Source organism: Geodermatophilus normandii (genome assembly GCF_003182485.1).
In the GTDB taxonomy this organism is placed as follows: Bacteria; Actinomycetota; Actinomycetes; order Mycobacteriales; family Geodermatophilaceae; genus Geodermatophilus; species Geodermatophilus normandii.
Map to the genome: position 1 here is coordinate 960,297 of NZ_QGTX01000001.1, position 24,567 is coordinate 984,863.

Genomic DNA, 24,567 nt, shown 5'->3' on the forward strand with positions numbered 1-24,567 from the left:
TCGATCACCCTCACGAGACCTCTCGCGCCGGGTCCGCCGCGTCAGGTGAGCGTCACTCCTCGGGCCCGACGGAGGGCGACGTGCCGTGGACGGGACCGGCCCGGCAGGCCCCCACCGCGCCAGTCCCGCGCCGCCGCAGCCGGACGACCGCGGCAGCAGTGACCGACACGGCAGTGACGACGGCGAGCATCAGCGGCGACCCGGCGCGCGCGGCCCACGCCGTCAGCTCCGGCACCGACGCGCCCACGCCCACCTGCAGCACCGTCCCCGGCACGAGGCCGAGCGCCGTCCCCGCCGCGTAGGCCCCGAGCGGCACGGCCGACAGCCCCGCCGCGTGGCTCAGCGCGCTGAACGGCACCACCGGCAGCAGCCGCCCGACGAGGACGGCCACGAACCCGCGGCCGGCCACCGCCCGGTCCACCGCCGCCAGCCGCGGACCGGCCAGCCGGACCACGGTCTCCCTCCCGAGCCACCGGGACAGGCCGAAGGCGGCCAGCGCGCCCAGCATGCCGCCGGCGAGGGACACGGCGAGCCCCGTCCAGAACCCCAGGACGACGCCCAGCAGCACGCACAGCGCCATCCGCGGGACCGGCCCGACGAGCAGGGCACCCGTGGCGAGGGCGAGCAGCACCAGCCCCGGCGCGCCGGCGCCGGCCACCCAGCGGCGCACGGCGTCGACGTCGGGGAGCTCGACGGTCAGCGCGACGACGGTCCCGGCGGCGAGCACGGCGAGCAGCGCGCCCGCCCGCAGCCACGACGTCCGCACCGGCCCATGGTGCCGTGCGGAGGACGTCGTCCCGGTCTGCACACTGGGGATCCCGCCGTCGACGCCGCCTCCCCGCGGCACCGAGGAGCTCGATGCGCCCGCCCGTCCGGACCCGCCCGGCCGCCCTGTTGGCGCTCGCCTGCCTGGTCCTGTCCGCCTGCTCCGGGTCGGCGGAGGACCCGCCGGTGACCACCTCCCCGGCGACGGCGAGCAGCACCCGCTCGGAGGTCACGGTGCCGGAGGCGGCCGACCCCGTCGACGCCGCCCTCGCCGGGATGGACCGCCGGGCGCAGGTCGCGCAGCTGTTCGTCGTCGGCGTGCAGCTCGACGACCTCTCCCCCGGAGACGACCTGGTCGCCGACGGCGTGGGCGGCGTCTTCCTCGCCGGCCGCTCGCGGGCCCCGGCGGCCGAGCTGGCCGCCGTCACCGGCCGCTGGGCCTCCGGTGCGCCCGGTCCGCGCCCGTGGGTCGCGGTCGACCAGGAGGGCGGCCAGGTCCAGGCGCTGCAGGGTCCCGGCTTCGACCGGCTCCCCGCCGCCGACGAGCAGGGGCAGCTGCCCCCCGACCGGCTCGCCGCGCTCGCCGGCACGCTCGGCGCCCAGCTCGCCTCGGCCGGGGTCACCCTCGACCTGGCGCCGGTCGCCGACGTCGTCCCGGCCGGCACCGAGGAGGGCAACGACCCGATCGGCGCCTTCGGCCGGCAGTACGGCAGCACCGCGGCCGACGTCGTCCCCGACGTGCGCGCGGTCGTCGACGGGCTGGCCGCCCACGGCGTCACCGCGACGCTCAAGCACTTCCCCGGCCTCGGGCTGGTCGACGCCACCACCGACGAGGTCGCCGGTGTCACCGACCCGGTCACCACCGCCGTCAGCGAGCAGGTGACCGCCTTCGGCGAGCTCGCCCGCTCCGACGCCGAACCGTTCGTGATGGTCTCCTCGGCCACCTACCCGCGGCTGGACCCGGACGCTCCCGCCACGTTCTCTCGGCGGGTCGTCACCACCCTGCTGCGTGGCTTCCTCCGCTTCGACGGCGTGGTGATCACCGACGACGTCGGCGCGGCCGTCGCCTTCGAGGACGTGCCGCCCGGCGACCGGGCGGTCCGCTTCCTCGGGGCCGGCGGCACGCTCGTGCTCACCGTGGACGCCGAGATCTACCCGGAGATGCTCGACGCCGTCCTCGCCCGCGCCGAGGCCGATCCCGCGTTCTCCGCCACGGTCGACGCCGCCGTGCGCACCGCGCTCGCCGCCAAGGCCCGGGCGGGCCTGCTCCAGCAGGTCCGCGCCCCGGCCCGTTGACCGCCCGGGGGTCGGCGTCGATCCTCTGCGACCGGACGGCGGCGGACGCCGTCGCCGCGAGCAGGAGGAGCGCACCGTGGACCACCCGGCGACGACAGCCCGCCCCCGTGCCGTGGTCGCCGCGGTCATGCTGGCGTTCCTCCAGGCCGGCCTCTACCTGGGCGGCGTGGTCTGGCAGAGCGTGGACGTGGCCACCTCGGACACCGGGCTCGAGGACCTCGGCCCCGCGGTGGTGGCCGTCCTCGGGATCAGCGCGCTGGGCACGCTGCAGGTGCTCGGCGGGCTCGCCCTGCTGCGCCACTCCCGCAGGAGGCTCCTGGTGGCCGCCTCCTGCGTCGACGCCGCCGCCTGCGGCGTCCTGCTCCTGGTCGTGGGCCTCGATGCGTTCGGGGGCGCCCTGTCGACCGCTGACCTCCTCGCGCTCGGGCTGGGGCTGGCCCTGCTGACCGGTCCGGTCCTGCGACTGGTGCTGCTCGGCCGCCCGCGGGTGGCCGCCTGGGCCGGCACCCGGCGCACCGCGACAGGCACCCGCGTCGTCCTGGCCGTCGTCCTCGCCGCCGGCGTGCTGGCCCTCGCCTCGACCGTCCTGCTGGTGCTCGCCGCACAGCAGGACCTCGTCGGCGCCCCCGTGGTCCCGCCCGGGTGAGGCCCGCGCGTGGTGCGTTGACCGCCCGTCCGGCGCAACCGATCCTGACGGCCGGACGACGGGACGGCTCCGTCGCGCGAGGACGGGACCGGCGCCCATGAGCGACCAGTACGGCTGGCAGGCGGCCCGGTGGCCGGCACCGGCGCCGACGACGCCCGCACCGGTGGGCGCCCGCCCGGGCCAGGCGACGGCCGCCGCGGTCCTCGCCTTCGTGCAGGCCGGGCTGTTCCTGCTGCTGGTCCTGGTGGTCACGATCGCCTCGGTGGTCGGCGACGGCCCCGGGAGCGAGGTCGGCATCGCCGTCCTGGTCACGCTGGCGGCCTGTGCGCTGGCCGGGTTCGACCTCCTCGGTGGCACCTGGCTGCTGCGCGGGACCGGCCGCACGATGCTGCTGGTCACCTCGTGCGTGGAGGCCGGCCTGCTCGGCCTGCTGTTCCTGGTCGCGCTGGTCGACGTCTCGACCGGCAACCCCGTCGACCCCGGAGGTGACGCCCTCGGTCTGGTGGTCGTGCTGCTCCTGCTCGCCGTCCCGGTGGTGCGGCTGGTGCTGGTCCTCCAGCCCCGGGTCGCCGCCTGGGTCGCCGGCCGGCAGCGGACGCGCACCGGCCCGCCCGTGTGGGCACCGCACCTCGGGCAGTGGGTCCCCGGGCCCGCACCCGCGGCCACCTCGACCGCCGCCGCGGTGGCCACCCTCGTGCCGGTGGGCGTGCTCGCCCTGGTGGCCACCGTGGCGCTCGCCGTGTCGGGCTCCTCCACCGTGGTCGTCGACGACTTCGGCACCGGCTACACCGGCTCCGGGGTCCCGTCCGACCCGCCGTCGCCGGGTGACGCCGACTTCGACGTCCGGTTCGACGGCGACGCCCGGGACTGTCACGACGGCGACATGGCCGCCTGCGACGACCTCTACGTCGAGACGCCGGTCGGTGACCCGTACGAGGAGTACGGCTCCACCTGCGGCGGCCGGCTGGACGACGAGACCTACGGCGACTGCGTCAGGATCTTCGGCCCGACCGACTGACCGGTCCCACCCCGAGGGCGGTCACGCGACGTCCCAGTCGGTGCCGTCGACGTCCTCCCCGGCGCGTGACCGGCCTCTCTCGCGCCGCTCCGCCATCCGGATCACCCTGCCGAGGACGACGGCCACGCCCAACGCCAGCACCGGCCACACGAGCACCAGCCACACCCACCACGTCACGAGGCCTCCCGCCGTTCCCCCGGCGCCCGTGGTGACGCCTCGGCACGGTCAGGCTACGGAGCGTCGGGGATCCGCGCAGGCCGGTACCGCCGGGACGCGGCCGGTCTCACGAGGCCCGGCGACCCTCGGGCGGCGCCTTCTCCTCGTCGGCACGAGCGGGCCGCTGGCCCCTGAGCTCACGCCGGTCGGCCGCCTCGACCACCTTGCCCACGCTCACCGCCAACGCGGTCCCGAGGACCACCCACAGCACGATCACCCACACCCACCACGGCACGTGGTCCCCCAGCCGACGGACGGCCCCCGTGGTCTGCGGGTGGGTTACCCGGAGGAGGGCACGGCGAGACATGGGGAGGACGTGTGATCCGCACCTGATGGATTGCCCACAACGGACCGGCCGGGTACACATGACGGGACCGCGTCTCCAGCCACCGGGACGGGATCACCCGCGCAGGCTGCGCGACCGGGAAGGGCACCGTGGGGGACGCAGGACAGACCGGGCCGCTCGGGAGCGCCCCGGCCCGCCAGCACGTCGACGAGATGGCCGCGTCGCTGCGCGGCGAGCTGGCGATGCAGGCCGCCGGCATCGGGACCTTCGACTGGGACCTCGTCACCGGCGTGCTCGACTGGGACGAGCGGCTCGTGGCGCTGTTCGGCTACGACGACGCGACCTTCGAGCGCACGATCGACGGCTTCACCGCCCGGCTGCACCCCGACGACCGCGACGAGGTCGTCGCGGCGCTGCAGACCGCCGTCGACGAGTCCGGTGAGTTCAGCGCGCTCTACCGCATCTGCCTGCCCGGCGCCGTCACCCGCTGGATCTCGGCCCAGGGCCGGGCGCTCGCCGACGTCCACGGGGTGGCCACCCGGCTGCTCGGCGTGGCCTACGACGTCACCGACCAGCGTGGCGAGGCCCTCGGCGTGGCCGAGGTCCTGGAGGCGATGCCGGCCGGCTTCTACTCGCTGAGCCCCGACTGGCGCTTCACGCACCTCAACGCCGAGGCCGAGCGGCTGCTGGGCCGCCGGCGCGAGGACCTGCTCGGCGAGGTCATCTGGGACGCCTTCCCCGCCGCGGTGAGCTCCCTGTTCGAGGAGAGCTACCGCCGCGCCGTGCTGACCCGCGAGCCGGTGTCCTTCGAGGCGTACTACCCCGCACCGCTGGACGGCTGGTACGAGCTGCGCGCCTGGCCGACGACGGACGGCCTGTCGGTCTACTTCCTCGAGGTCACCGACCGCGTCCGCGCCCAGGAGGAGCTGCGCCGCACCGCCGAGCGGACGCTCACCGTGGCGCGCATCAGCACCGAGCTGGCCGGGTCGATGGACGCCGACGTCGCCACCGGCCAGGTGCCGCGGATGGTCGTCCCCGCCCTCGCCGACGCCTGCATCGTCAGCGTCCTCGACGAGCACGGCCACACCCGGACCGTGAGCAGCTGGCACGCCGACGAGGGCTCCCGTGACCTGCTGCAGCGCTACGCCCGGTCCCGCGCGGCCGCCCTCGCCGGCATCCCCGCGGTGGCCCGGATGCTCACCACCGGCGAGCCCCTGCAGCTCGACGGCGAGCAGACGCTGGCCACCACGCCGGCCGGCGAGCCACGCGAGCTGCTGGCCCGGCTGGCTCCCCACGCGGCGCTCGCCCTGCCGCTGCGCGGGCGCAGCCACACCCTGGGCCTGGTCTCGCTGCTCTACCTCGACGGCCGCTCCCCGACCGCCGACGAGGTCGCCACCCTCCGCGACGTCGCCGACCGCCTCGGCATGGCCCTCGACAACGCCCGCCTCTACGGCGCCCAGCGCCAGCTGGCCCTGCAGCTGCAGCACTCGATGCTCACCGCGCCGCCGGAGCCCGACCACGCCGAGATCGTCGTCCGCTACTTCCCCGCCGCCGAGGCGGCCGCCGTCGGCGGCGACTGGTACGACGCCTTCCTGCAGGCCGACGGCGCGACGACGCTGGTCATCGGCGACGTCGCCGGACACGACTCGGCCGCCGCCGCGACGATGGGCCAGCTGCGCAGCCTCGTCCGCGGCATCGCGCTGAGCACCGGCGCCGGGCCCGCCGCGGTGCTGAGCGACCTCGACCGCGCGATGGAGCTGCTGCGCTTCCGCACCCTCGCCACCGCCGCGGTCGCCCGCTTCGAGCAGACGCCGGGCGAGATCGACCGGGGCACCACCCGGATGCGGTGGTCCAACGCCGGGCACACCCCGCCGATCCTGCTCACGTCCGGCGGCGACGTCCGCGTCCTCGCCACCGAGCGCGCCGACATGCTGCTCGGTGTCGACCCGGAGGCGCCCCGGCGCGAGTGGGTCGTCGAGCTCGAGCGTGGCGCCACCGTGCTGCTCTACACCGACGGCCTGGTCGAGCGCCGCGACGCCGACCTCGACGCCGGCACCGCCCGGCTCGTCTCGGCGCTGGCCGACCTCGGCGACCGGCCGCTGCAGGAGCTCTGCGACCTGCTCGTCCAGCACATGGTCGACGGCCACCCCGACGACGACGTCGCGCTGGTCGCCGTCCGCCTGCACCCCCAGGACCGGCCCCGGCCGCGCGCCGCCGGGCCGGTCGACGTCCCCGGCTCGGTGCCGGCGGACCCCGCGGCCTCCTGAGCCGGGCCTGGGGTCGGCCCGTGATCGTCGTGACCGCCGCGGGCGGACCCACCGGCACCGCCGTCGTCGGGGCGCTGCGGGCGCGCGGCGAGCGGGTGCGCGCCGTCGTCGCCACCCCCGGGCCGCGGCCGGAGCTCGAGGCGCTGGGCGCCGAGGTCGTCGCCGCCGACCTCACCGGCGACCTCACCCCCGTGCTGGCCGGCGCCGGCGCCCTGTACCTGGTCTGGCCGAACTTCGACCCGCGCGAGGAGACCGGCGCCCCCGCCGTCCTGCGGGCCGCCGCGCGCGCCGGGGTGGGGCGGCTGGTCTACCACTCGGTGCTGCGGCCGCAGCTGCGGTCGATGCCGCACCACGCCGCCAAGGACCGCGTGGAGGAGGCGCTCGACGACGCCGTCGCCGGCACCGCCGCCCGCTGGCGGGTGCTGCAGCCGTGCGCCTACGCCGACAACCTCGACGCGCAGGTCGCCGCCGCCTCCGACAGCGGCCGGCTGCCCAGCTCGTGGGGGCTGGAGCGCGCGCAGTCGTTCGTCGACCTGCGCGACGTCGCCGAGGCCGCGGCCGTGCTGCTCACCGAGGACGGTCTGGACAGTGGCACCTTCGAGGCGGCCGGGCCGCACGAGCTCACCGCGCCCGACGTCGCCCGGCTCGCCGGCGCGCACCTGGGCCGGGAGGTGACCGCCGTCGACGCCGACCCTCCGGCCGACGACGGCTCCTACGCCCGCCGGTGCCTGCGCGCGATGTTCGCCTCCTACCGCGCGCACGGGTTCACCGGCAGCCCGCGGGTGCTCACCGCGCTGCTCGGCCGCCCGCCCCGCACGTTCGCCGAGCACCTCGCCGGCCGGCCCGGGAGCCACTAGCGCTACAGGGGGCCGCCCTCAGCGGGTGACGGTCGGGGCGTGCCCGTTCTCCCGCGCGAGCTCCCGTGCGGCCAGGCGCTCCCGCTGGGGGACGACGGTGTACTTCGGGTCCCTGGCCGAGACCAGCCCGGCCTCGAAGACGCCGAAGCGGGTGAGCAGCGACCCGGCCGCCAGCAGCACCCCGGCCACCACCGCACCGGCCCGCTTCCGCCCGGCGACGACGGTCAGCGCGGCGCCCGCGGCGGTGCAGCCCCTGGCGATCCGCAGCAGCGTCCCGGGGCGGCCCTCGTGGTACGGCTCGCTGACGATGCCGTGCCCGCTCTCCACCCGGTGCATCACCGCGAGCTCGATCGCCGCACCGGCCACCGCGGTCCGCCGCGAGGGTCCGGCCTCGGCCACCGGCGTGAAGATCATGGTCACGCCCCCGCCGGCCGCCATCGCCGAGCCGCCGAAGACGAACGGCAGCTCGTCGTGGGCGGCGTGCCACGAGGGCACCGCGGTGTTGGCCAGCAGCACGGCCGTGTAGGTGGCCAGCGGCCCGCCGAACAGCGCCGAGACCACGCCGCCGAAGCGCTTGAGCCGCGGGAACCAGCCCAGCAGCTCCACGGCCGCCGTCGCCCCGGCCGCCGCCCCGAACGGCGCCAGGATGTAGGAGCCGACCGACAGCGGCGAGGTCGGCTTGAACACCCGCAGCATGTGCAGGAAGCGCTCGGGCCGGCCGAGGTCGTGGATGAGGAAGACCACCGAGGCGATCGCCCCGCCGCCGGCGGTGTACCGGGCGGTGCGGGTGAGCGAGGGCCGGCCCGTCACGTCGGCCACCGCGGCGATGATCGACGACGACCCGGCCATCCCGCCGAGGAACAGGTACAGCGGGACGTCCGGTGACTTCCACACCGGCGGCTTGATGATCGGCCGGCCGTAGTACGACGTGAACTGGGCGTCCTCGACCATCGGCACCTCGCCGCCACCGCCGCGCCGCCCTCCCCGGCGCCGCCGCTTGCCGCGGGCCTCCGCGGCGGGGCCGTCGGCCCGCCGCCAGCCGGCCCCGGGCGTGGCCAGTCCCTCGGTCACCGCGGCCGCCGTCCGACGAAGGCCGAGAGCACGACGCCGGCGATCATGACGGCGCCGGCCGCGGCCGACCGCCACATCGAGGGCAGGTCGCGGGTGGTGACCACCGGGTCCGGCGGCAGGCCGTAGACCTCCGGCTCGTCGAGCAGCAGGAAGAACGCCCCGGCCCCGCCGACGCCGTCGTCCTCGTCGCGGCCGTAGAGCCGCGCGGTCTCCACGCCCTGGCCCTTCAGCGTGGCCAGCCGCGCGTCGGCACGGGCCTGCAGCTCGTCGAGGTTGCCGAACTGGATCGACTGCGTGGGGCAGGCGGTGGCGCAGGCCGGCTGCAGCCCGTCGGTCAGCCGGTCGTAGCACATCGTGCACTTGAAGACCCGGCCGTCGTCCTTGCGCTGGTCGATGACCCCGTACGGGCAGGAGGGCACGCAGTAGCCGCAGCCGTTGCAGATGTCACCCTGCACGACGACGGTGCCGAACTCGGTGCGGAACAGGGCACCGGTCGGGCAGACGTCGAGGCAGCCGGCGTGCGTGCAGTGCTTGCAGACGTCGGAGCTCATCAGCCAGCGGATCTGCTTGTCCGACCCGGTCTGCCCCGTCTGCGGGTCGAACTCGCTCAGCGCCTCGGCGTTGAGGACGCCGGACTGCTGCGCCCTCGCCAGGCTCTCGTCGTTCTGGCCCTCGGCGACCGACGGCCCGGAGCCCCCGCGGTCGTCCCCGGGCCGCCCGAAGGTCGGCGTCGGCAGGTCCACGGTGCGGCTCTGCTCGATGAAGGCCACGTGCCGCCAGGAGTTGGCGCCCAGCTGGCCGGTGTTGTCGTAGGACATCCCGGACAGCCCGATGACGTCGCGCACGCCGTGCGCGTCGTCCATCGGCAGGGTGTTCCACTCCTTGCACGCCACCTCGCAGGCCTTGCAGCCGATGCACACCGAGGTGTCGGTGAAGAAGCCCACGCGCGCCGGGTGGTCGGTGTCGTAGCCGGCCTGCCCGGTCACGTCCGGCACCGGCCCGTAGAGCCGGTTCTCCGGGTCGTGCCCGGTGAAGGCCGCGCTCGCCGAGCTGATCGAGGTCATGCCGGACTCCTCACTGCTGGGATCCCTCGCCGGCCTCGGCGGCGACCGGGTCGCGGCCGTTCACCCCGACCCGTCCGGAGTCGACGCCGGCCCGCCGGCGGTAGGACTCCACGAACTCGATCAGCGCCGGGCCCCGCGGGCGCCGTCCCGGCCGGATGTCGGCGGTGCTGACCTTGTCCTCCTGGATGTGGGTGTTCGGGTCGAGCACGATCCCGAGCAGGTCGTTGGCCGAGTCGCCGGTCGAGATGCCGCTGTAGGACCAGTGGTAGGGCATGCCGATCTGGTGCACGACCTGGCCGCTGCGCAGCCGGATCGGCCGCATCCGCTCGGTGACCAGCACCTTCGCCTCGATCGCGGTCCGCGTGCTGACCAGCGTGGCGTACTCCCCGTTGGTCAGGCCGCGCAGCGCGGCGAGCTCCGGGCTCACCTCGACGAAGAACTCCGGCTGGAGCTCGGACAGGTAGGGCAGCGTGCGGCTCATCCCGCCGGCGGTGTGGTGCTCGGTGAGCCGGTAGGTGGTGACCTGGAACGGGAAGACCGGGCTCAGCGAGGGGTTCTCGCGGTTCCACGGCCCCTCGATGTGCTCGATCGTCGGGTTGGCCTGCTGCTTGTACAGGGCGTTCTCGACGACGGACTCCGCCGGCTCGTAGTGCGTCGGCAGCGGGCCGTCGACCACGCCGGCGGGCGCGTACAGCCAGGCCTTCCCGTCCCCCTGCATGATGAACGGGTCGGCGCCGCCGATCGCGTCCTGCGCCCGGGCCCCGTCCGGCGGCACGTAGTCCGGCCGCTTGGTCGCCTCGAAGTCCGGGTTGTCGGCGCCGGTCCAGCGACCGGCCTCGGAGTCCCAGTACACGTACTTCTTGCGCTCGCTCCACGGCTTGCCGTCGGGGTCGGCCGAGGCGCGGTTGTAGAGGATGCGCCGGTTGTACGGCCAGGCCCAGCCCCACTCGGAGGCGACCTGGCCCTGCTCGCGGCCCGGCTTGCGGCGGGCGGCCTGGTTGACCTCGTCGGCGTAGACGCCGGAGTAGATCCAGCAGCCGCACGTCGTCGAGCCGTCGTCCTTGAGGTCCATGTAGCCCGACACCGCGTGCCCGTCGGGGCCCACGCCGTTGATCTCACGGAGGACGGCGTCGGCGCTGGGCTCCCGGTCGGGTCCGTGGGTGGGGTAGTCCCAGGTCAGGTCCAGCAGCGGGCGGTCCCGCGGATCGGTGGAGTCCGCCAGTCGCTCGCGCAGGATGCGGCCGAGGTGGAAGTAGAACCACAGGTCGCTCGTGGCGTCACCCGGCGGCTCGACGGCCTTGTGCCGCCACTGCAGCAGCCGCTGCGTCTGGGTGAAGGTCCCCTCCTTCTCCGCGTGCGACGCCGCGGGCACGAAGAAGACCTCGGTCGCGATCGTCTCGGGCGCCAGCTCGCCGGTCTCGATCTCCGGCGACTCCTTCCAGAAGGTCGCCGACTCGATCATCTGCAGGTCGCGCACGACCAGCCAGTCCAGGTTGGCCAGCCCGAACCGGTTCATCCGGCCGTTGGGGTGCCCGACCGTGGGGTTCTCACCGACCAGGAAGTAGCCGGAGACCTTCCCCTCGATCATGTCCTTGATCGTCCGGTAGGAGCTGTGGTCGCCGTCGATCTTCGGGATGTAGTCGAAGCAGAAGTCGTTCTCCGCGGTGGCGGCGTCGCCCCACCAGGCCTTGAGCAGACTGACCGTGTAGGCCCGCTTGTTGCCCCAGAACCCGGCCTTGCCGGCCGCGTCCGCGCAGTACTCGTCGAGCGACCCGTGCTGCAGGGCGTGCGGCATCGGCAGGTAGCCCGGCAGCAGGTTGTACAGCGTCGGGACGTCGGTCGAGCCCTGGATGCTGGCGTGCCCGCGCAGCGCGAGGATGCCGCCGCCGGGACGGCCGATGTTGCCCAGCAGGGTCTGCAGGATCGAGCAGGTGCGGATGTACTGCGCGCCGACGCTGTGCTGCGTCCAGCCCACCGAGTAGACCCACGCCGTCGTCCGGTCCCGCTTGCTGTTCTCGGTCACCCAGCGGGCGACCTGCAGGAACACCTCCGGCTCGATGCCGCAGACCTCGGCCACCATCTCCGGGGTGTAGCGGGCGAAGTGCCGCTTGAGGACCTGGAAGACCGTGCGCGGGTGCTGCAGCGTCTCGTCCCGCTTCGGCTTGGCCGCGATCGGCGGGCCGCCGCTGCCGGCCGCCTGCGCCTTGTCGGTCTTCTTGACCTCGGGGTGCTGCTCCCTGCGGTCCTGCTCCGCGGCCCCTGCCGGGTCGTCGGAGCCCGAGTGCGGCGGCTCCTCCGGCTCGTACTGCCAGCTCGCCTCGTCGTACTGGTTGTTCTCCGGGTCGAAGCCCGAGAACAGGCCACCGAGGTCCTCGGCGTCGACGAAGTCCTCGCCCACCAGCGCCGCGGCGTTGGTGTAGGCGACCACGTACTCCTTGAAGTAGAGCTCGTTGTCGAGCACGTACCGGATCAGGCCGCCGAGGAAGGCGATGTCGGTGCCCATGCGCAGCGGCACGTGCAGGTCGGCGATCGCGCTGGTGCGGGTGAACCGCGGGTCGACGTGGATCACCTTGGCGCCGCGCGCCTTGGCCTCCGCCACCCACTGGAATCCCACCGGGTGGCACTCGGCCATGTTCGAACCCTCGATGACGATGCAGTCGGAGTTCGCGAGGTCTTCCTGGGAGTTCGTGGCACCGCCACGACCGAACGAGGCACCCAGACCGGGCACCGTGGCGGAGTGCTATATGCGCGCCTGGTTCTCGATCTGGATCGCGCCCAGGGCGCTGTAGAGCTTCTTCATGAGGTAGTTCTCCTCGTTGTCGAGGGTCGCTCCTCCGAGGCTCGCCATCCCCATGGTGCGGTTCACGCGCTTGCCGTCGTTCTCGTCCTGCCAGCCCTTGCGCCGGGCCTCCAGGACGCGGTCGGCGATCATCTCCATCGCCGTGTCGAGCTCGAGGTCCTCCCACTCCGTCCCGTAGGGACGGCGGTACTTGACCGTCGTCACGCGGGTCGGGCTGGTGACCAGCGACTTGCTGGCGCTGCCCTTGGGGCACAGCCGGCCGCGGCTGATCGGCGAGTCCGGATCGCCCTCGATCTGGACGATCTTCTCGTCCTGCACGAAGATCCGCTGCCCGCAACCCACCGCGCAGTAGGGGCACACGCTCTGCACGACGCGGTCGGCGGTGGCCGTGCGGCTCACCACGTTCTCCGTCGCCTTGCTGCGCGCCGCCGCGCCGCGTCCGAGCGGGTCGGGGCCGGTCAGCTGCCGGAACACCGGCCAGGCGTCGAGCCAGGTCTTCACCGTGTGGACTCTGCCACTCCCGGCGCGATCCGGCGCGCGGACCGGACGCGGCGGTGCCGGACGTCCCCGTCCGGCACCGCCCGCCCGCCCGCCCGCGCGTCAGCGCACGTGCACGAACTCGCTGTGGCTCAGCAGCAGGCCCTCGGGCCCCGCGGCGTCCGGGTCGGTGAGGCAGAACTGCACGTAGGCCTCGCCCTTGGCCAGCGGGCCCTGCGCGGGCCGCGCCTGGCCCGGGACGTACCAGGGCTCGGTCTGGTCGACGGTGAAGGTGCCCAGGTGGGTGCGCCCGTCGCAGGTGAAGGCGTTGCGGTGGCTGTCGCTCCACGCCGCGGAGATGCCGCTGCTGCCCTCCCCCTCCAGCCGGGGGTCGGCCGTGCGGTCGGGGGTCTGCTTGACCGAGACCCACAGGCCCAGCTCCTCGCCGGGGGCGCACCGGTAGCGCACCTGGACCTGCGCCACGGTCCGGTCGCCGCGGTCGACCTGCACGACGCCGACGACGTCGGCCTCGTAGACGGGCTTCGGCGCGGCCGCGGCGGGGCCGGCGAGGGTGAGGACGGACGTCGCGGCGAGGGCGGTGCCGGCGACGAGGGAACGCAGACGCACGGGAACTCCTGTGATCACGGGAACGGGACGGCGGCGGAAGATGCCAGAGCCCGTCGCGCCCGGCCAGGGGTTCGCGCGCGGTACCGGGACGACCCGGTACCGGGAGTCCGTCCGGGTGCCGACCCTAGGTCGCGGGACCGGTCCGCTCCGCCGCGAGGTGCTCCTGCGCCAGCCGCTTCGGCGCCTTGGCCAGCCACGCCTCGGTGACCAGCTCGGCCAGCTCGCCGACGTCGATGGCGTCGAGCCGCACGAGCACGGCGGCGTACCCGTCGAAGTGCGGCGTCGTCAGGTAGACGGCGGGGTCGTCGGCGACCAGCGCCCGCTTGACGCCCTCGTCGGCGACGGCGACGCCGAGGACCGAGCCGTCGGGAGCGGCGTCGCCGAGGTGCTCGAGGTCGGCGCGGCGCAGCGGGCGCTCCCACACGAAGGCCCGGTCGCGCACCTTCCACGCCCGCCAGCCGTAGGAGGTGCCCTCGGCGGTCCCGGGCAGGGCGAGCGCCAGGCGTCGCACGTCCGCCCAGGTGGCCACGGGGAACCCAGCGCCGTCCGGGTCAGGCCGGGCTCACGCCCGGCGTCCGCCGTCCGCGGGGCGGCAGGGCCAGCCCGCACGCGGCCAGCCGCTCGCGCAGCCGGGCCGCCTCCTGGCGCCGCTGCTCGGCGCGCCGGCGCAGGACGGTCCCCTGCAGCGGGTCGGCGGTGCGCTGCGCCCGCGACTCCAGCACCGCCGCGGTCTCCAGGTGCAGCGCCATGCGCCGCAGCTCACCGGACAGCTCCGCCGTCCGCAGACCCGACCCCGGGTCCCCCTCCGCTGAGGTCATGGGAGGCATGGTGGAACGCATCCGTCCCGGCCGCACCCGGAGCGACGCGCCGGGGCGAGGACGCCGGGCGGGGGACGACGGCCCTGGAGCCGTCGGTGCCCGGGTCGATACTGGCCGGGTGGATGGTCCCGGGCTGCACTGGATCGGCCACTCGACCGTCCGCGTCGAGCTGGCCGGCAGCACCGTGCTGACCGATCCGGTGCTCACCCGCGTCGTCGGCCCGCTGCGCCGCGTCGTCCCCCTCCCGCCCGCGGCCACCTGGGCCGGCGTCGACCTCGTGCTGGTCAGCCACCTGCACGAGGACCACCTGCACCTGCCCAGCCTGCGGCTGCTCGACGACGACGTCCGCGTGGTCGTGCCCCGCGGCGCCGGGGCGTGGCTGCGCTCGCGCGGCGTGCGCTGGGTCGACGAGCTGGGCCCCGGCGAGTCGCTGGTGCACCGCGACCTGCGGATCACCGCCGTCCCCGCGTTGCACAGCGGCCACCGCTGGGGCCCGCGGCTGACCCACGGCCCCGACACCACCGCCGTCGGTCACCTGGTCGAGGGAGCCGGCGCCACCGTCTACGCCTGCGGGGACACCGACCTGTTCGACGGGATGCACCGCATCGGCGACCGCGGGATCGACGTCGCGCTGGTGCCCGTGTGGGGCTGGGGCCCGACGCTCGGCCCGGGCCACCTCGACCCCGGGCGGGCGGCCGACGCGATGGCGCGGGTGCGCCCGCGGGTCGCCGTCCCGGTGCACTGGGGGACGCTCACCGTGGCCGGCGGCACGGTCGTGCCCGGCCTGGCGCGGCGGTACCGGCGGGTGCTGGCCACCCCGCCGCGCGACTTCGCCGCGGCGGTCGCCGCCCGCGGGCTGTCCACCACCGTCGTCGTCCCGGAGCCGGGCGGGGCCGTCGAGCTCCCCACCGCGGCGGGTGCGCCGTGAGCGCGGCCGCCCTCGCCTCCGGCTGGACCGACGGGTCCTCGATCGGCTACCCCGTGCTCTTCGGCGGCGTGCTGCTCGGCTCGATCGTGCCGGTGGTGCCCACGGGGGCGGTGGTCGGCGCGGCGGCCGCCTTCGCGATCACCGCGCACGAGCTGAACCTGGTCGCGGTGCTCGTGGTGGCCACCCTCGCCGCCTGGCTCGGCGACGTCGTCACCTTCGCCGTCTGCCGCTCGGGCGGGCCGGCCGCGGTGCGCTGGGTGGCCCGCGGGCAGCACGCCGACCGCATCGAGGAGGTCCGCGAGCAGTTCCGCCGGCACGGCTGGCAGATCGTCGTCGCCGGACGGCTGCTGCCCGCGGGCCGCATCCCCGTGCTGCTGGCCGCCGGCGCGCTGGCCTACCCCTGGCGGCGCCTGCTGCCGGCCTCGCTGCTCGCCGCCGGCCTGTGGGCGGTCGCCTACGCGCTGCTCGGGGTGGCCAGCGGCGGCATCTTCGACAGCCCGCTCGTCGCGACGCTGGTGGCCACGCTGCTGGTCCTCGTCGTCGGCGCGGTGCTCAACCTGGCCGGGTCGCGCCGCAGGCGGCAGCCCCAGCCGGAGGAGCACCCCGCCGACGAGAGCAGCCCGACCCCGTGCCGGCCGGCGTGACGCGGTCGGACTCCCCGCGCGGGCGGGTGCTCGGCCGCGGCCGGGCGCCGGCGCGGGTGCTGCTCACCTGGGTGCTGGCCACGCTGGCCCTCGTCGTCCTCGACCGGTGGCTCGACGGCTTCGAGATGTCGGCCTGGTGGCAGCCGCCGCTGGCCGCGCTGCTGCTGGGACTGCTCGCGGGGGTGGTCTGGCCGCTGGTGATGCGGGTGGCGCTGCCCCTGGCGCTGTTCACGCTGGGCCTGGGCAGCTTCCTGCTGCTCGGCGCCGCGGTGCTGGCCATCTCCTTCGCCATCCCGGGCGTGCGGGTGGCCGACCTCGGCACCGCGGTGCTCGTCGTCGTGGCGATGGCGGCGGTGACGGCGGTGGTGAGCAGCGCGCTGGCCATCGACGAGGACGAGGTGTTCTTCCGCCGCGCCCGGCGCCGGGCCCTCCGCGCCTCCTCCGCCGGCCCCTGCCCGCCCGGCGTGCTGTTCCTGCAGATCGACGGGCTGGGCGCCGACACGGCCCGGCGCGCCGTCCGCGACGGGTCGATGCCCACCCTGGCCGCCTGGCTGCGGTCGGGCAGCCACGCGCTCACGTCCTGGCACACCGACTGGAGCTCCCAGACCGGCGCCGCCGTGTGCGGCATCCTGCACGGCTCCAACCACGACATCCCGGGGTTCCGGTACTACGAGAAGGACCGCGACCACGTCGTCGCGGTCTCCCACCCGGCCGACGCCGCGGAGGTCGAGCGGCGGCACTCCGACGGCCGCGGACTGCTCGCCGGCGGCGGCGCCAGCCGCGGGAACCTGTTCAGCGGCGACGCCCCGCACGTCAGCCTCACGATGAGCGCGCTGCCGCTGGTGACGGCGCGGCGCAGCATCCGGCGCCGGGAGCGGGTGGGTGCCGGCTACTACGCCTACTTCGCCAACCCGGTGAACGCGCTGCGCACCCTGGGCGTCTCGATCGTCGACGTCTACCGCGAGCTGGCCGCCGCGGCCCGGCAGCGCCGCGCCGACGTGCGGCCGCGGGTGAGCCGCGGCGGCATCTACCCGCTGGCCCGGCCGGGGACGACGGTCATCGCCCGCGACGTCGTCGTCGCGGCGATCCTCGAGGACATGCTCGCCGGCCGGCCGGCGGTCTACGCCGACTTCCTCGGCTACGACGAGGTGGCCCACCACAGCGGCGTCGAGCGCTTCGACACCCTCGAGGTGCTGCGCAGCATCGACCAGCAGATCGGCCGGCTGGCCCGCGCCGCCGAGCTGGCGCCGCGGCACTACCACCTGGTCCTGCTCTCCGACCACGGCCAGACCCAGGGCGAGGCGTTCGCGCAGCGCTTCGGCGAGACGATCGAGTCCTTCGTCGGCCGGCACTGCGGCGGCTCGCCGGCTCCCGGGCAGCGCGGCCCCGAACCCCGCGACAGCCGCCGTCCGGCCGAGGGCTGGCAGGTCGCCTCCGCCCTCGCCGAGGCGGCGTCGGGGCCGGGCGTCATCGCCCGCCGGCTGCGCGAGCGGGTCGAGTCCGCCGGCGCCGGTGAGCACACGCACCGGACGCCGTCCGGGCAGCCGGGCCGGGTCGCGCGGGTGGCGCCAGGCGTGGTGGCCGTCGTCTCCGGGCACACCGCCGGCGTCTCCTTCGCCGACCTGCCCGGCCGGGTGCCGCTGGAGGAGATCGAGCACCACTGGCCCGACCTGCTGCCCGCGCTGGTCGACCACGACGGCGTGGGGTTCGCGCTGGTGCACTCCGAGGAGCACGGGCCGGTCGTGCTCGGCCGCGACGGCCTGCACCGGCTCGCCTCCGGCGTGGTGATCGGCGAGGACCCGCTGGCGCCCTACGGCGAGCACGCGCCCGCGCTGGTCGCCCGGGTGTCGTCGTTCCCGCACTGCCCGGACGTGATGGTCAACAGCCGGTACGACCCCGACACCGACGAGGCCTCGCCGTTCGAGCCGCACGTCGGGTCGCACGGCGGCCTCGGCGGCCCGCAGCAGCGCGGCTTCCTCGCCCACCCGCGGCTGCTGTCCGCACCCGGGGAGGTCGTCGGCGCGGAGCACCTGCACCGCGTGCTCCGCGGCTGGCTGACCGAGCTGGGCCATCCCGAGCCCGACGGCCGCGGCGCCCTGGTGGGACCCGACAGCCCGGCCGCGCTGCGGGACCACAGCCGCGTCTGACCGGCAGGCCACGGCTGCGTGAACAGCCGCCCGGCACCGTGGCATCGGCGCCGGGCCTCCACGACAGTGGGCGGATGCGACCCGACGCCCGCGCCTGGTTCTCCGGCCGCACGACCTCCGCCCGCTCCCTCGCCGACCTCGACGTCGCCGCGCTGCTGCGCGCCAAGCGCCGCGGCGGGCACCGGGTGAGCGTGGTCCTGCCCGCGCGTGACGAGGAGGCCACCGTCGGCCGGCTGGCCGGCGAGGTGGTCGACCGGTGGGTGCGGCGGGTGCCGCTGGTCGACGAGGTGCTCGTCGTCGACTCCGACTCCACCGACCGCACCGCCGACGTCGCCCGCGCCGCCGGGGCCGACGTCGTCGCCGCGGCCGACGTGCTGCCCGCCCACGGCACCCGCCCCGGCAAGGGCGAGGCGCTGTGGAAGTCGCTGGCGGCCACCACCGGCGACCTGCTCGTCTTCCTCGACGCCGACCTGCTCGGCGACGTCACCCACTACGTGCCCGGCCTCCTCGCGCCGCTGCTCACCGATCCGCAGGTCGGCTACGTGAAGGGCTGCTACACCCGGCCGCTGGAGGTCGGCGGCCGCGTCACGCCCGCCGGCGGCGGCCGGGTCACCGAGCTCACCGCGCGGCCGCTGCTCAACGCGCTGTGGCCGGAGCTGGCCGGGGTCGTCCAGCCGCTGGGCGGCGAGTACGCGGGACGGCGCGCGGCGCTCGAGCGCGTGCCGTTCCTCTCCGGCTACGGCGTGGAGGTGGGCCTGCTGGTCGACCTTCTCGGCCTGCTGGGGCTGGGCGGGCTCGCGCAGGTCGACCTGGGGGTGCGCCGGCACACCTCCCAGGACACCGACGCGCTCGGCCGCATGGCCGGGCAGGTGGTCTCCGCGGTGCTCGCCCGCAGCGGCGCCGCGGGCACCGCCGGGTTGCTCACCCAGTTCCGCGCCGGGGACGGCGGTTTCGACCCGGTCAGCACGCCCGTGGCCGTCGACGAGCGGCCGCCGATGTCCACCGTCGCCGAGTACCGGGCCGCCCGGGCCGGGGCGGTCTGACCCCTCCTCCGCTCGCTCGTGCTCTGCCCACGATGGGGGGCAGAGCACGAGCGAGCCCGGGACACCTCTCCCTCCCGCCGTCGCGGACGGCGGGCTCAGCCCAGCGGCGTGTCGCCCAGCCCGGCGAGCAGGTCGCCCGGGGTGTCGAACACCGCGAGCGCGCCGGCCTCGCGCAGCTCGTCGTCGCCGAAGCCGCCCGAGCGGACCGACACCGCGGGCATCCCCGCCTTCTTCGCCGCCTCCACGTCCCACACCGAGTCACCGACCACCACGCTGGCGGCGTCCTCGGGCTCGCCGAGCTTCTGCAGCGCCACCTGCAGCAGGTCCGGCGCGGGCTTCGTCGACTCCACGTCCTCGCTGGTGGTCCACGCCTCGGCGACCTCGCGCGCGTCGAGCAGGTCGAGGTACCGGTCCACGTGGTGCGGCTTGCCCGAGCTGGCCAGCACCACCCGGTGGCCGCGCTCGCGCAGCCCCACCAGGAGGTCGCGGGCGCCGGGCAGCGGGGCGACCTCGGTCAGCAGCGGGTCGACCTGCTCGACCCAGCGCTCGCGCGCCTCGTCGCCGATCCGCTGGTCGAGGGCGTCCCCGCCGATCGCCGCGACCAGCTGGTCGCCGCCCATCCCGATGAGCCGGTGGATCCGCCAGACGGGGAACGTCTCGCCCAGCGACCGGAGCGCCCGGTACCAGGCCAGCGCGTGCTGGTAGTTGGTGTCGACCAGCGTGCCGTCGACGTCGAGGACGGCGACCAGGGGTGCGCTCATCCCCGGGCACTGCCCACCCCTGCCCCGGGCAACCGCTCAGCCGTGGACGAGCAGCCCCCGGACCGTCTCGCCGGCCGCCTGGTCGCGGTAGCCCTGGGTCAGCTCGTCGAGGGAGTACCGGCGGGTGACCAGGCGGTCGAGCTCCAGCCGGCCCTCCTCGGCCATCCGCGCCAGCATCGGGATGTCGCGGAAGGGGTTGCACGAGCCGAACAGCGAGCCCTGCACGCGGTGCTCGAACACCGTGGTCATCTGCCCGTTGAGGTCGACGTGGCCCTCCCGCGGGTGGTCGGCCAGGGCGGTGAGCACCAGCGTGCCGCCCTTGCCCACGCACGCCGACGCCCCGGCCATGACCTCGGCCGACATCTTGCCGACGGTCACGACCACCACGTCGGCCCCGGTGCCCCGCGACAGCTCCCGGGCCAGCGAGGCGGCCTCGCGGGCGTCGGCGACGGTGTGGGTCGCGCCCAGGGACTGCGCGAACTCCCGCTTCATGGCCACCGGGTCGACACCGATGACGTACACCGCGCCGGCGTGCACCGCGCCCTGGACGGCGTTGACGCCCACGCCACCCAGCCCGACCACCACGGCGACGTCGCCCGGGCGCGTGCCGCCGGAGTAGACCGCCGAGCCCCACCCGGTGGGGACGCTGCAGGCCAGCAGTGCCGCGGTGTCCAGCGGCAGGTGCGCGTCGATGCGCACGCAGGAGAACTCGCTGAGCACGGCGTGACGGGCGAAGGCGCCGACGATGCAGAACCCGCCGAGGGGCTCGCCGTCGAGCCGGAAGGGATAGGTACCGGTGGGCAGCTGCCCGATCGCGATCGTGGCGCCCTTGTCGCAGATGTTGGACCGGCCGCCGGCGCAGTACCGGCAGTGCCCGCACGCGGGCAGGAAGCTGGTGACGACGTGGTCGCCGGGCGCGACGGACGTGACGCCGGGGCCGACGGCCAGGACGACGCCGGAGCCCTCGTGACCGCCGACGATCGGGTAGCGGCCGCCGGGGTTGGAGTGCCGCAGGTGCTCGTCGGAGTGGCACAGGCCCGCGTAGGCCATCTCGACCAGGACCTCACCGGGCCCGGGGTCCACCACCTCCAGGTCGACGATCTCGTACTCGGTGCCCGCCCCGCGCAGCACCGCTCCCCTGGTCTCCACCCGTCCGGTCCTCCTCCTGGCCCGGCGCCGCCCCGCGGACGCCGTCGTCTGCGCCGTCCAGCCAACCCCACGACCTGCCGGCGCCCGACGCCGGGTGGCACCGGGTGCCAGCGGACGGGGTCCCGGACGAGCGTGCAGGTGGACGGGGGGATCGGACACGGGCACACGGCCCGACCGGCTGGCGTCGTTCCGTATCGACGACTCCGGCAACGCAGCGTTGCTAGAGTTCCCACCGTGAGTGATCAGTCCCGCCGGGCCGTGAAGAAGGCCCAGACCCGCGCGCACGTGCGGGACACGGCGCAGCGGCTGTTCTCCGAGCGCGGCTTCGACGCCGTCCCCATCGCCGACGTCGCGGCGGCCGCCGGTGTCGCGGTGCAGACGGTGTTCAACCACTTCGCCACCAAGGAGGAGCTCTACTGGGCCGACCGGACGCCGTGGGTGGACGGCCCGGCGGCCGCGGTGCGGGAGCGTCCCGCCGGCGTGCCGGCGCTGACCGCCCTGCGCGAGCACCTCGTCGCGTCCGTGGAGCGCTTCGTGCTGCGGCTGGCCGACCCGACCGGCCGCTGCACCATCGCCGACCTCGAGCGTTCCCCGGCGCTGCAGGCCGCCGAGCGCGAACTCCACCACACGGCCGAGGCCCGGCTGCGTGACGCGCTGGTCGAGGCCTGGACCGGCCCCGACGCCGTCGGATGGGTGCCGGCCGACCCGCGGACCGCGGCGGGGATCGTCGCCGCCACCTGGCTGGCGGTCACCCGTTCCCTGGTGACACAGCCCCGCTGCCCGCTGCCGGCGCCCGAGGAGGCGGCCGGCATCGCCGCGGCGACGCGCACCCTGGCCGAGCGGCTGCTCGGGCACTTCGAGACCGAGCTCAGGACGTCCGCCCTGGCCGACGGCACCGTCCGGGTGCTGCGCGCGGTCTGACCGCTCGCGCGGCTCAGCGCCGGGCGGGCTCCGCGGCCACGGCCACGATCGGCAGCAGCACGTCGTCGACCACCCGCTCGACGTGCTCGGCGACCATGCCGCCGTCGCCGGCCGCGGTGAGTCGCTGCCACCAGAACGCCTCGAGCACCGAGCGCAGCAGCGCGAGCCGCTCGGTCGGCACGTCGTCGCCCCGGTCGGCCCAGCGCCGTCCCAGCTGCTCGACGCTCTCGGTCAGCGGGTGCACCAGCGCGGCGTCGAGCCCGGCGCGCAGGTCCTCGTCGTGGCGGGCGGCGCCGACGAGGCTGGCCACCGCGCGCTCCTCGCGCGACAGCGGGCGGCGCCACGAGCCCACCAGCGCGACGAGGTCGGCACGGACCGAACCCTCGTCCTCGGGCGGGTGCACGAGGACGAAGCGGCTGACCGCCGAGCGCGCCAGCGCGGCCATGGAGGGCCAGCGCCGGTAGATGCCGGCCTTGCCCGCCCGGGCCCGCGCGGCGACGCGGTCGCTGTTGAGCCGCCCCCAGCCCTCCTCGGCGAGGATGTCGACCGCGACGGCTACCAGCTGCTCGGACAGCTCCGCGCTCAGCGGCCGGCCCGGGGTGCCACTCACGAGCGCACTCGTTCGTACGGCATCAGGTTGCACACAGCCCCATCTTGGCCCATCAATGGAGTGACCACAACGACCGGATCCGTACCGTCACTCGACCGGACCCTGTCCCTCCGTGTCAGCCGCTCGCCGCGGACTCGATGTGCACGCGGAGAGTAGCGCCGTCGTCGCTGGTCCAGCCGCCGCTGCGGGCGGACTCCACCATCCGGTCCCAACGCTCGGCCCAGTCGGCGACGTCGGCGTCCGGCTCGGCGGCGGCCCGCAGCGCGGCGGCGTCGAGGAGGCCGGTGCCGTCGTCCTGGAGCTGCCCCAGACCGGCCTCGCGCAGCGCCTCGTCGGCCTCCTCGTCGGTCACCTGACCCAGGGCCAGGTGCAGCCGCGAGAGGTCGTCGGTGTCGACGACCCGGACCTGGGGACGCTCCTCGGCGCCCGTCACCACCTCGACGATCACTGGTCCTCCTCGGTCACACGTGCCAGGGGAAGCGGGAGAAGTCGGGGTCCCGCTTCTCCAGGAAGGCGTCGCGGCCCTCCACGGCCTCCTCGGCCGCATAGGCCAGCCGGGTCGTCTCCCCGGCGAAGAGCTGCTGTCCGACGAGACCGTCGTCGATCAGGTTGAACGAGTACTTGAGCATCCGCTGGGCGGTGGGGCTCTTGGCCACGATCCGCCGGCCCCAGTCCAGCGCGGTGCGCTCGAGCTCGGCGTGCGGGACGACCCGGTTCACCATGCCCATGTGGTGGGCGTCCTCGGCGGAGTACTCCTCGCCGAGGAAGAAGACCTCGCGGGCGAACTTCTGCCCCACCTGGCGGGCGAGGTAGGCCGAGCCGAAGCCGCCGTCGAAGCTGCCGACGTCGGCATCGGTCTGCTTGAAGCGCGCGTGCTCGGCGCTGGCCAGGGTCAGGTCGGAGACCACGTGCAGGCTGTGCCCGCCGCCGGCCGCCCACCCGGGGACGACGCAGACGACGACCTTCGGCATGAACCGGATCAGCCGCTGCGCCTCGAGCACGTGCAGCCGGCCGCTGCTGGTCTCGGAGTGCTGGTAGCCGTGGCGCCCGCGCACGCGCTGGTCGCCGCCGGAGCAGAACGCCCAGCCGCCGTCCTTCGGGCTGGGGCCGTTGCCGGTGAGGAGCACGCAGCCGACGTCGGTGGACAGCCGGGCGTGCTCGAGCGCGGTGATGAGCTCGTCGACGGTCTGCGGCCGGAAGGCGTTGCGCACCTCCGGCCGGTCGAAGGCGATCCGCACGACGCCGGCGTCGACCGCGCGGTGGTAGGTGACGTCCCCGAAGTCGAACCCGTCGACGGGCTGCCACGCCGCGCTGTCGAAGATCTCCGAGACGTCGTCGCGGGCGCTCATGCCCCGAACCTATCCGGGCGACCGCACCCCTGCCTCACCCGCCGAGCAGGCCGCCGAGCCCGCCGGTGACGCCGCCGACCACACCGCCCGCCGCGTCGGTCGTACCGCCGACCACGCCACCCACCGCGTCGGTGGCACCGCCGACCACGCCACCCACCGCGTCGGTGGCACCGCCCGCGACGCCGCCCAGCGGCTCGGGCAGGGACGGCACCGGGGCCGGGGCCGCGGGCGTCGGCGTGGGGGTGACGGGTGCCGGGGCGGGTCCCGCCGGGGCCGCGGGCGCGCCGGGCCCGGTCGAGCCGGGGCCGCCGGGGGACGCGGAACCGGCCGGGGCGCTGCTCCCCGCACCGGCGGCCGGTGCCGGAGCGGCGGGCGCGGGCGCCGCCGGAGCGGCGGGCGGGGCGGCGGAGACGGGGGCGGCCGCGCCGGTCGAGGCTGCCGCGACCGCGCCGGCCAGGCCGGTCAGGCCGGTCGGGGACGCGGACCCGCCGGCGCGCTGCACCGAGGACGCGGGCGTCCCGAAGCCGGGGAAGAGGACGCCGTCCGGCGTGCCGGGGACGCCGAAGGACGGCGTCAGCCGGGCGTAGGTCGAGGGCTGCGCGGTCGCGGAGTCGTCGGAGTAGACGCCCGTGCCGGTCCCGGCGGCCGCGGCGTCGGGCGTGTCCGTCCCGGCCGTGGCCATGAGCGGTGCGACGACCAGGCCGGTGACGGCGAAGGACATCAGCACGCGCCAGCACAGGCGCTGCCCGGCGCTCTCCTCGGCGGGGAGTGCGTCCGCCGCTGGCTCGGCTGCCACGACGTCGTGCG

The 24,567-nt window shown here is 75.7% G+C and carries 26 protein-coding genes; 10 read left to right on the top strand and 16 right to left on the bottom strand.

Annotation, left to right across the window (positions count from 1 at the left end; genetic code table 11):
• Positions 1–52: 52 nt before the first annotated feature.
• On the bottom strand, positions 53–766 hold the full coding sequence (locus JD79_RS04815) for a TVP38/TMEM64 family protein (protein ID WP_110004596.1): 714 nt from the start codon (positions 764–766) through the stop codon (positions 53–55).
• A 92-nt stretch (positions 767–858) separates the two neighbouring features.
• On the opposite strand from JD79_RS04815, the gene JD79_RS04820 reads away from it, so the two are divergent.
• The 3 genes from JD79_RS04820 to JD79_RS04830 all read left to right on the top strand — a co-directional run bounded on the left by JD79_RS04820 (position 859) and on the right by JD79_RS04830 (position 3,725).
• Positions 859–2,061, top strand: coding sequence for a glycoside hydrolase family 3 N-terminal domain-containing protein (locus tag JD79_RS04820; RefSeq protein ID WP_110004597.1), 1,203 nt, complete (start codon positions 859–861; stop codon positions 2,059–2,061).
• 76 nt (positions 2,062–2,137) lie between these two features.
• Positions 2,138–2,707, top strand: a complete 570-nt coding sequence (locus tag JD79_RS04825; protein WP_146220392.1) for a hypothetical protein — start codon at positions 2,138–2,140, stop codon at positions 2,705–2,707.
• A gap of 97 nt (positions 2,708–2,804) precedes the next feature.
• Complete coding sequence (locus tag JD79_RS04830) at positions 2,805–3,725, top strand: hypothetical protein (RefSeq protein ID WP_110004599.1); 921 nt, start codon at positions 2,805–2,807, stop codon at positions 3,723–3,725.
• A 21-nt stretch (positions 3,726–3,746) separates the two neighbouring features.
• On the opposite strand, the gene JD79_RS22440 is transcribed toward JD79_RS04830, so the two are convergent.
• Entirely contained in the window at positions 3,747–3,902 is a 156-nt protein-coding gene (locus JD79_RS22440) for a hypothetical protein (protein ID WP_170149119.1), read from the bottom strand.
• A gap of 106 nt (positions 3,903–4,008) precedes the next feature.
• Positions 4,009–4,176, bottom strand: coding sequence for a hypothetical protein (locus tag JD79_RS22445; protein ID WP_170149120.1), 168 nt, complete (start codon positions 4,174–4,176; stop codon positions 4,009–4,011).
• Positions 4,177–4,376: 200 nt separating this feature from the next.
• Here JD79_RS22445 and JD79_RS24180 point away from each other — a divergent pair, with 200 nt between their 5' ends.
• A complete protein-coding gene (locus JD79_RS24180; protein WP_281270275.1) occupies positions 4,377–6,494 on the top strand; it encodes a SpoIIE family protein phosphatase in 2,118 nt (705 codons plus the stop codon).
• A 20-nt stretch (positions 6,495–6,514) separates the two neighbouring features.
• Positions 6,515–7,351 (top strand): SDR family oxidoreductase, encoded by an 837-nt coding sequence (locus tag JD79_RS04845; RefSeq protein WP_110004601.1) that lies wholly within the window; start codon positions 6,515–6,517, stop codon positions 7,349–7,351.
• A gap of 18 nt (positions 7,352–7,369) precedes the next feature.
• Here JD79_RS04845 and nrfD read toward each other — a convergent pair whose 3' ends face one another.
• From nrfD to JD79_RS04880, 7 genes are all read right to left on the bottom strand, one after another.
• A complete protein-coding gene (gene nrfD, locus JD79_RS04850) occupies positions 7,370–8,422 on the bottom strand; it encodes an NrfD/PsrC family molybdoenzyme membrane anchor subunit (RefSeq protein ID WP_110004602.1) in 1,053 nt (350 codons plus the stop codon).
• Entirely contained in the window at positions 8,419–9,486 is a 1,068-nt protein-coding gene (locus tag JD79_RS04855) for a 4Fe-4S dicluster domain-containing protein (protein WP_110004603.1), read from the bottom strand. The genes nrfD and JD79_RS04855 overlap by 4 nt, the downstream gene beginning before the upstream one ends.
• A 10-nt stretch (positions 9,487–9,496) precedes the next feature.
• Positions 9,497–12,214, bottom strand: coding sequence for a formate dehydrogenase (gene fdh, locus JD79_RS04860; protein ID WP_110004604.1), 2,718 nt, complete (start codon positions 12,212–12,214; stop codon positions 9,497–9,499).
• A gap of 12 nt (positions 12,215–12,226) precedes the next feature.
• Positions 12,227–12,787: a dehydrogenase gene (locus JD79_RS24625; protein ID WP_110004605.1), complete on the bottom strand. Its 561-nt coding sequence runs from the start codon at positions 12,785–12,787 to the stop codon at positions 12,227–12,229.
• Positions 12,788–12,886: 99 nt separating this feature from the next.
• Positions 12,887–13,390, bottom strand: a complete 504-nt coding sequence (locus tag JD79_RS04870) for a hypothetical protein (RefSeq protein WP_110004606.1) — start codon at positions 13,388–13,390, stop codon at positions 12,887–12,889.
• Between the two features lie 124 nt (positions 13,391–13,514).
• A complete protein-coding gene (locus JD79_RS04875; RefSeq protein ID WP_110004607.1) occupies positions 13,515–13,919 on the bottom strand; it encodes an MmcQ/YjbR family DNA-binding protein in 405 nt (134 codons plus the stop codon).
• Between the two features lie 22 nt (positions 13,920–13,941).
• Complete coding sequence (locus JD79_RS04880) at positions 13,942–14,208, bottom strand: hypothetical protein (RefSeq protein WP_110004608.1); 267 nt, start codon at positions 14,206–14,208, stop codon at positions 13,942–13,944.
• 118 nt (positions 14,209–14,326) lie between these two features.
• On the opposite strand from JD79_RS04880, the gene JD79_RS04885 reads away from it, so the two are divergent.
• The 4 genes from JD79_RS04885 (at position 14,327) to JD79_RS04900 (ending at position 18,970) form a co-directional block, all read left to right on the top strand.
• The gene (locus tag JD79_RS04885) at positions 14,327–15,136 is read left to right on the top strand and encodes an MBL fold metallo-hydrolase (protein WP_110004609.1); all 810 of its coding nucleotides are present in this window, start codon (positions 14,327–14,329) and stop codon (positions 15,134–15,136) included.
• Positions 15,133–15,780 (top strand): DedA family protein, encoded by a 648-nt coding sequence (locus JD79_RS04890; RefSeq protein ID WP_110004610.1) that lies wholly within the window; start codon positions 15,133–15,135, stop codon positions 15,778–15,780. Before JD79_RS04885 ends, JD79_RS04890 begins: the two co-directional genes overlap by 4 nt.
• Complete coding sequence (locus tag JD79_RS04895) at positions 15,777–17,927, top strand: phage holin family protein (RefSeq protein WP_110007439.1); 2,151 nt, start codon at positions 15,777–15,779, stop codon at positions 17,925–17,927. The genes JD79_RS04890 and JD79_RS04895 overlap by 4 nt, the downstream gene beginning before the upstream one ends.
• A 74-nt stretch (positions 17,928–18,001) precedes the next feature.
• The gene (locus tag JD79_RS04900) at positions 18,002–18,970 is read left to right on the top strand and encodes a glucosyl-3-phosphoglycerate synthase (protein WP_110004611.1); all 969 of its coding nucleotides are present in this window, start codon (positions 18,002–18,004) and stop codon (positions 18,968–18,970) included.
• A gap of 95 nt (positions 18,971–19,065) precedes the next feature.
• Here JD79_RS04900 and JD79_RS04905 read toward each other — a convergent pair whose 3' ends face one another.
• Both JD79_RS04905 and JD79_RS04910 read right to left on the bottom strand, forming a co-directional pair.
• The gene (locus JD79_RS04905) at positions 19,066–19,731 is read right to left on the bottom strand and encodes an HAD family hydrolase (RefSeq protein ID WP_110004612.1); all 666 of its coding nucleotides are present in this window, start codon (positions 19,729–19,731) and stop codon (positions 19,066–19,068) included.
• A gap of 36 nt (positions 19,732–19,767) precedes the next feature.
• Positions 19,768–20,880 carry an NDMA-dependent alcohol dehydrogenase gene (locus tag JD79_RS04910; RefSeq protein ID WP_110004613.1) on the bottom strand — a complete coding sequence of 371 codons (1,113 nt, stop codon included), beginning with the start codon at positions 20,878–20,880 and terminating at the stop codon, positions 19,768–19,770.
• Between the two features lie 234 nt (positions 20,881–21,114).
• Between JD79_RS04910 and JD79_RS23460 the strand changes: the two genes are divergently transcribed.
• Positions 21,115–21,801 carry a TetR/AcrR family transcriptional regulator gene (locus JD79_RS23460; RefSeq protein ID WP_170149121.1) on the top strand — a complete coding sequence of 229 codons (687 nt, stop codon included), beginning with the start codon at positions 21,115–21,117 and terminating at the stop codon, positions 21,799–21,801.
• A 13-nt stretch (positions 21,802–21,814) separates the two neighbouring features.
• On the opposite strand, the gene JD79_RS04920 is transcribed toward JD79_RS23460, so the two are convergent.
• The 4 genes from JD79_RS04920 to JD79_RS04935 all read right to left on the bottom strand — a co-directional run bounded on the left by JD79_RS04920 (position 21,815) and on the right by JD79_RS04935 (position 24,556).
• Complete coding sequence (locus JD79_RS04920; RefSeq protein ID WP_110004614.1) at positions 21,815–22,411, bottom strand: TetR-like C-terminal domain-containing protein; 597 nt, start codon at positions 22,409–22,411, stop codon at positions 21,815–21,817.
• A gap of 115 nt (positions 22,412–22,526) precedes the next feature.
• A complete protein-coding gene (locus tag JD79_RS04925) occupies positions 22,527–22,859 on the bottom strand; it encodes a hypothetical protein (protein ID WP_110004615.1) in 333 nt (110 codons plus the stop codon).
• 13 nt (positions 22,860–22,872) lie between these two features.
• On the bottom strand, positions 22,873–23,760 hold the full coding sequence (locus JD79_RS04930; RefSeq protein ID WP_110004616.1) for a 1,4-dihydroxy-2-naphthoyl-CoA synthase: 888 nt from the start codon (positions 23,758–23,760) through the stop codon (positions 22,873–22,875).
• Between the two features lie 34 nt (positions 23,761–23,794).
• The gene (locus JD79_RS04935) at positions 23,795–24,556 is read right to left on the bottom strand and encodes a hypothetical protein (RefSeq protein WP_146220394.1); all 762 of its coding nucleotides are present in this window, start codon (positions 24,554–24,556) and stop codon (positions 23,795–23,797) included.
• Positions 24,557–24,567: the final 11 nt, after the last annotated feature.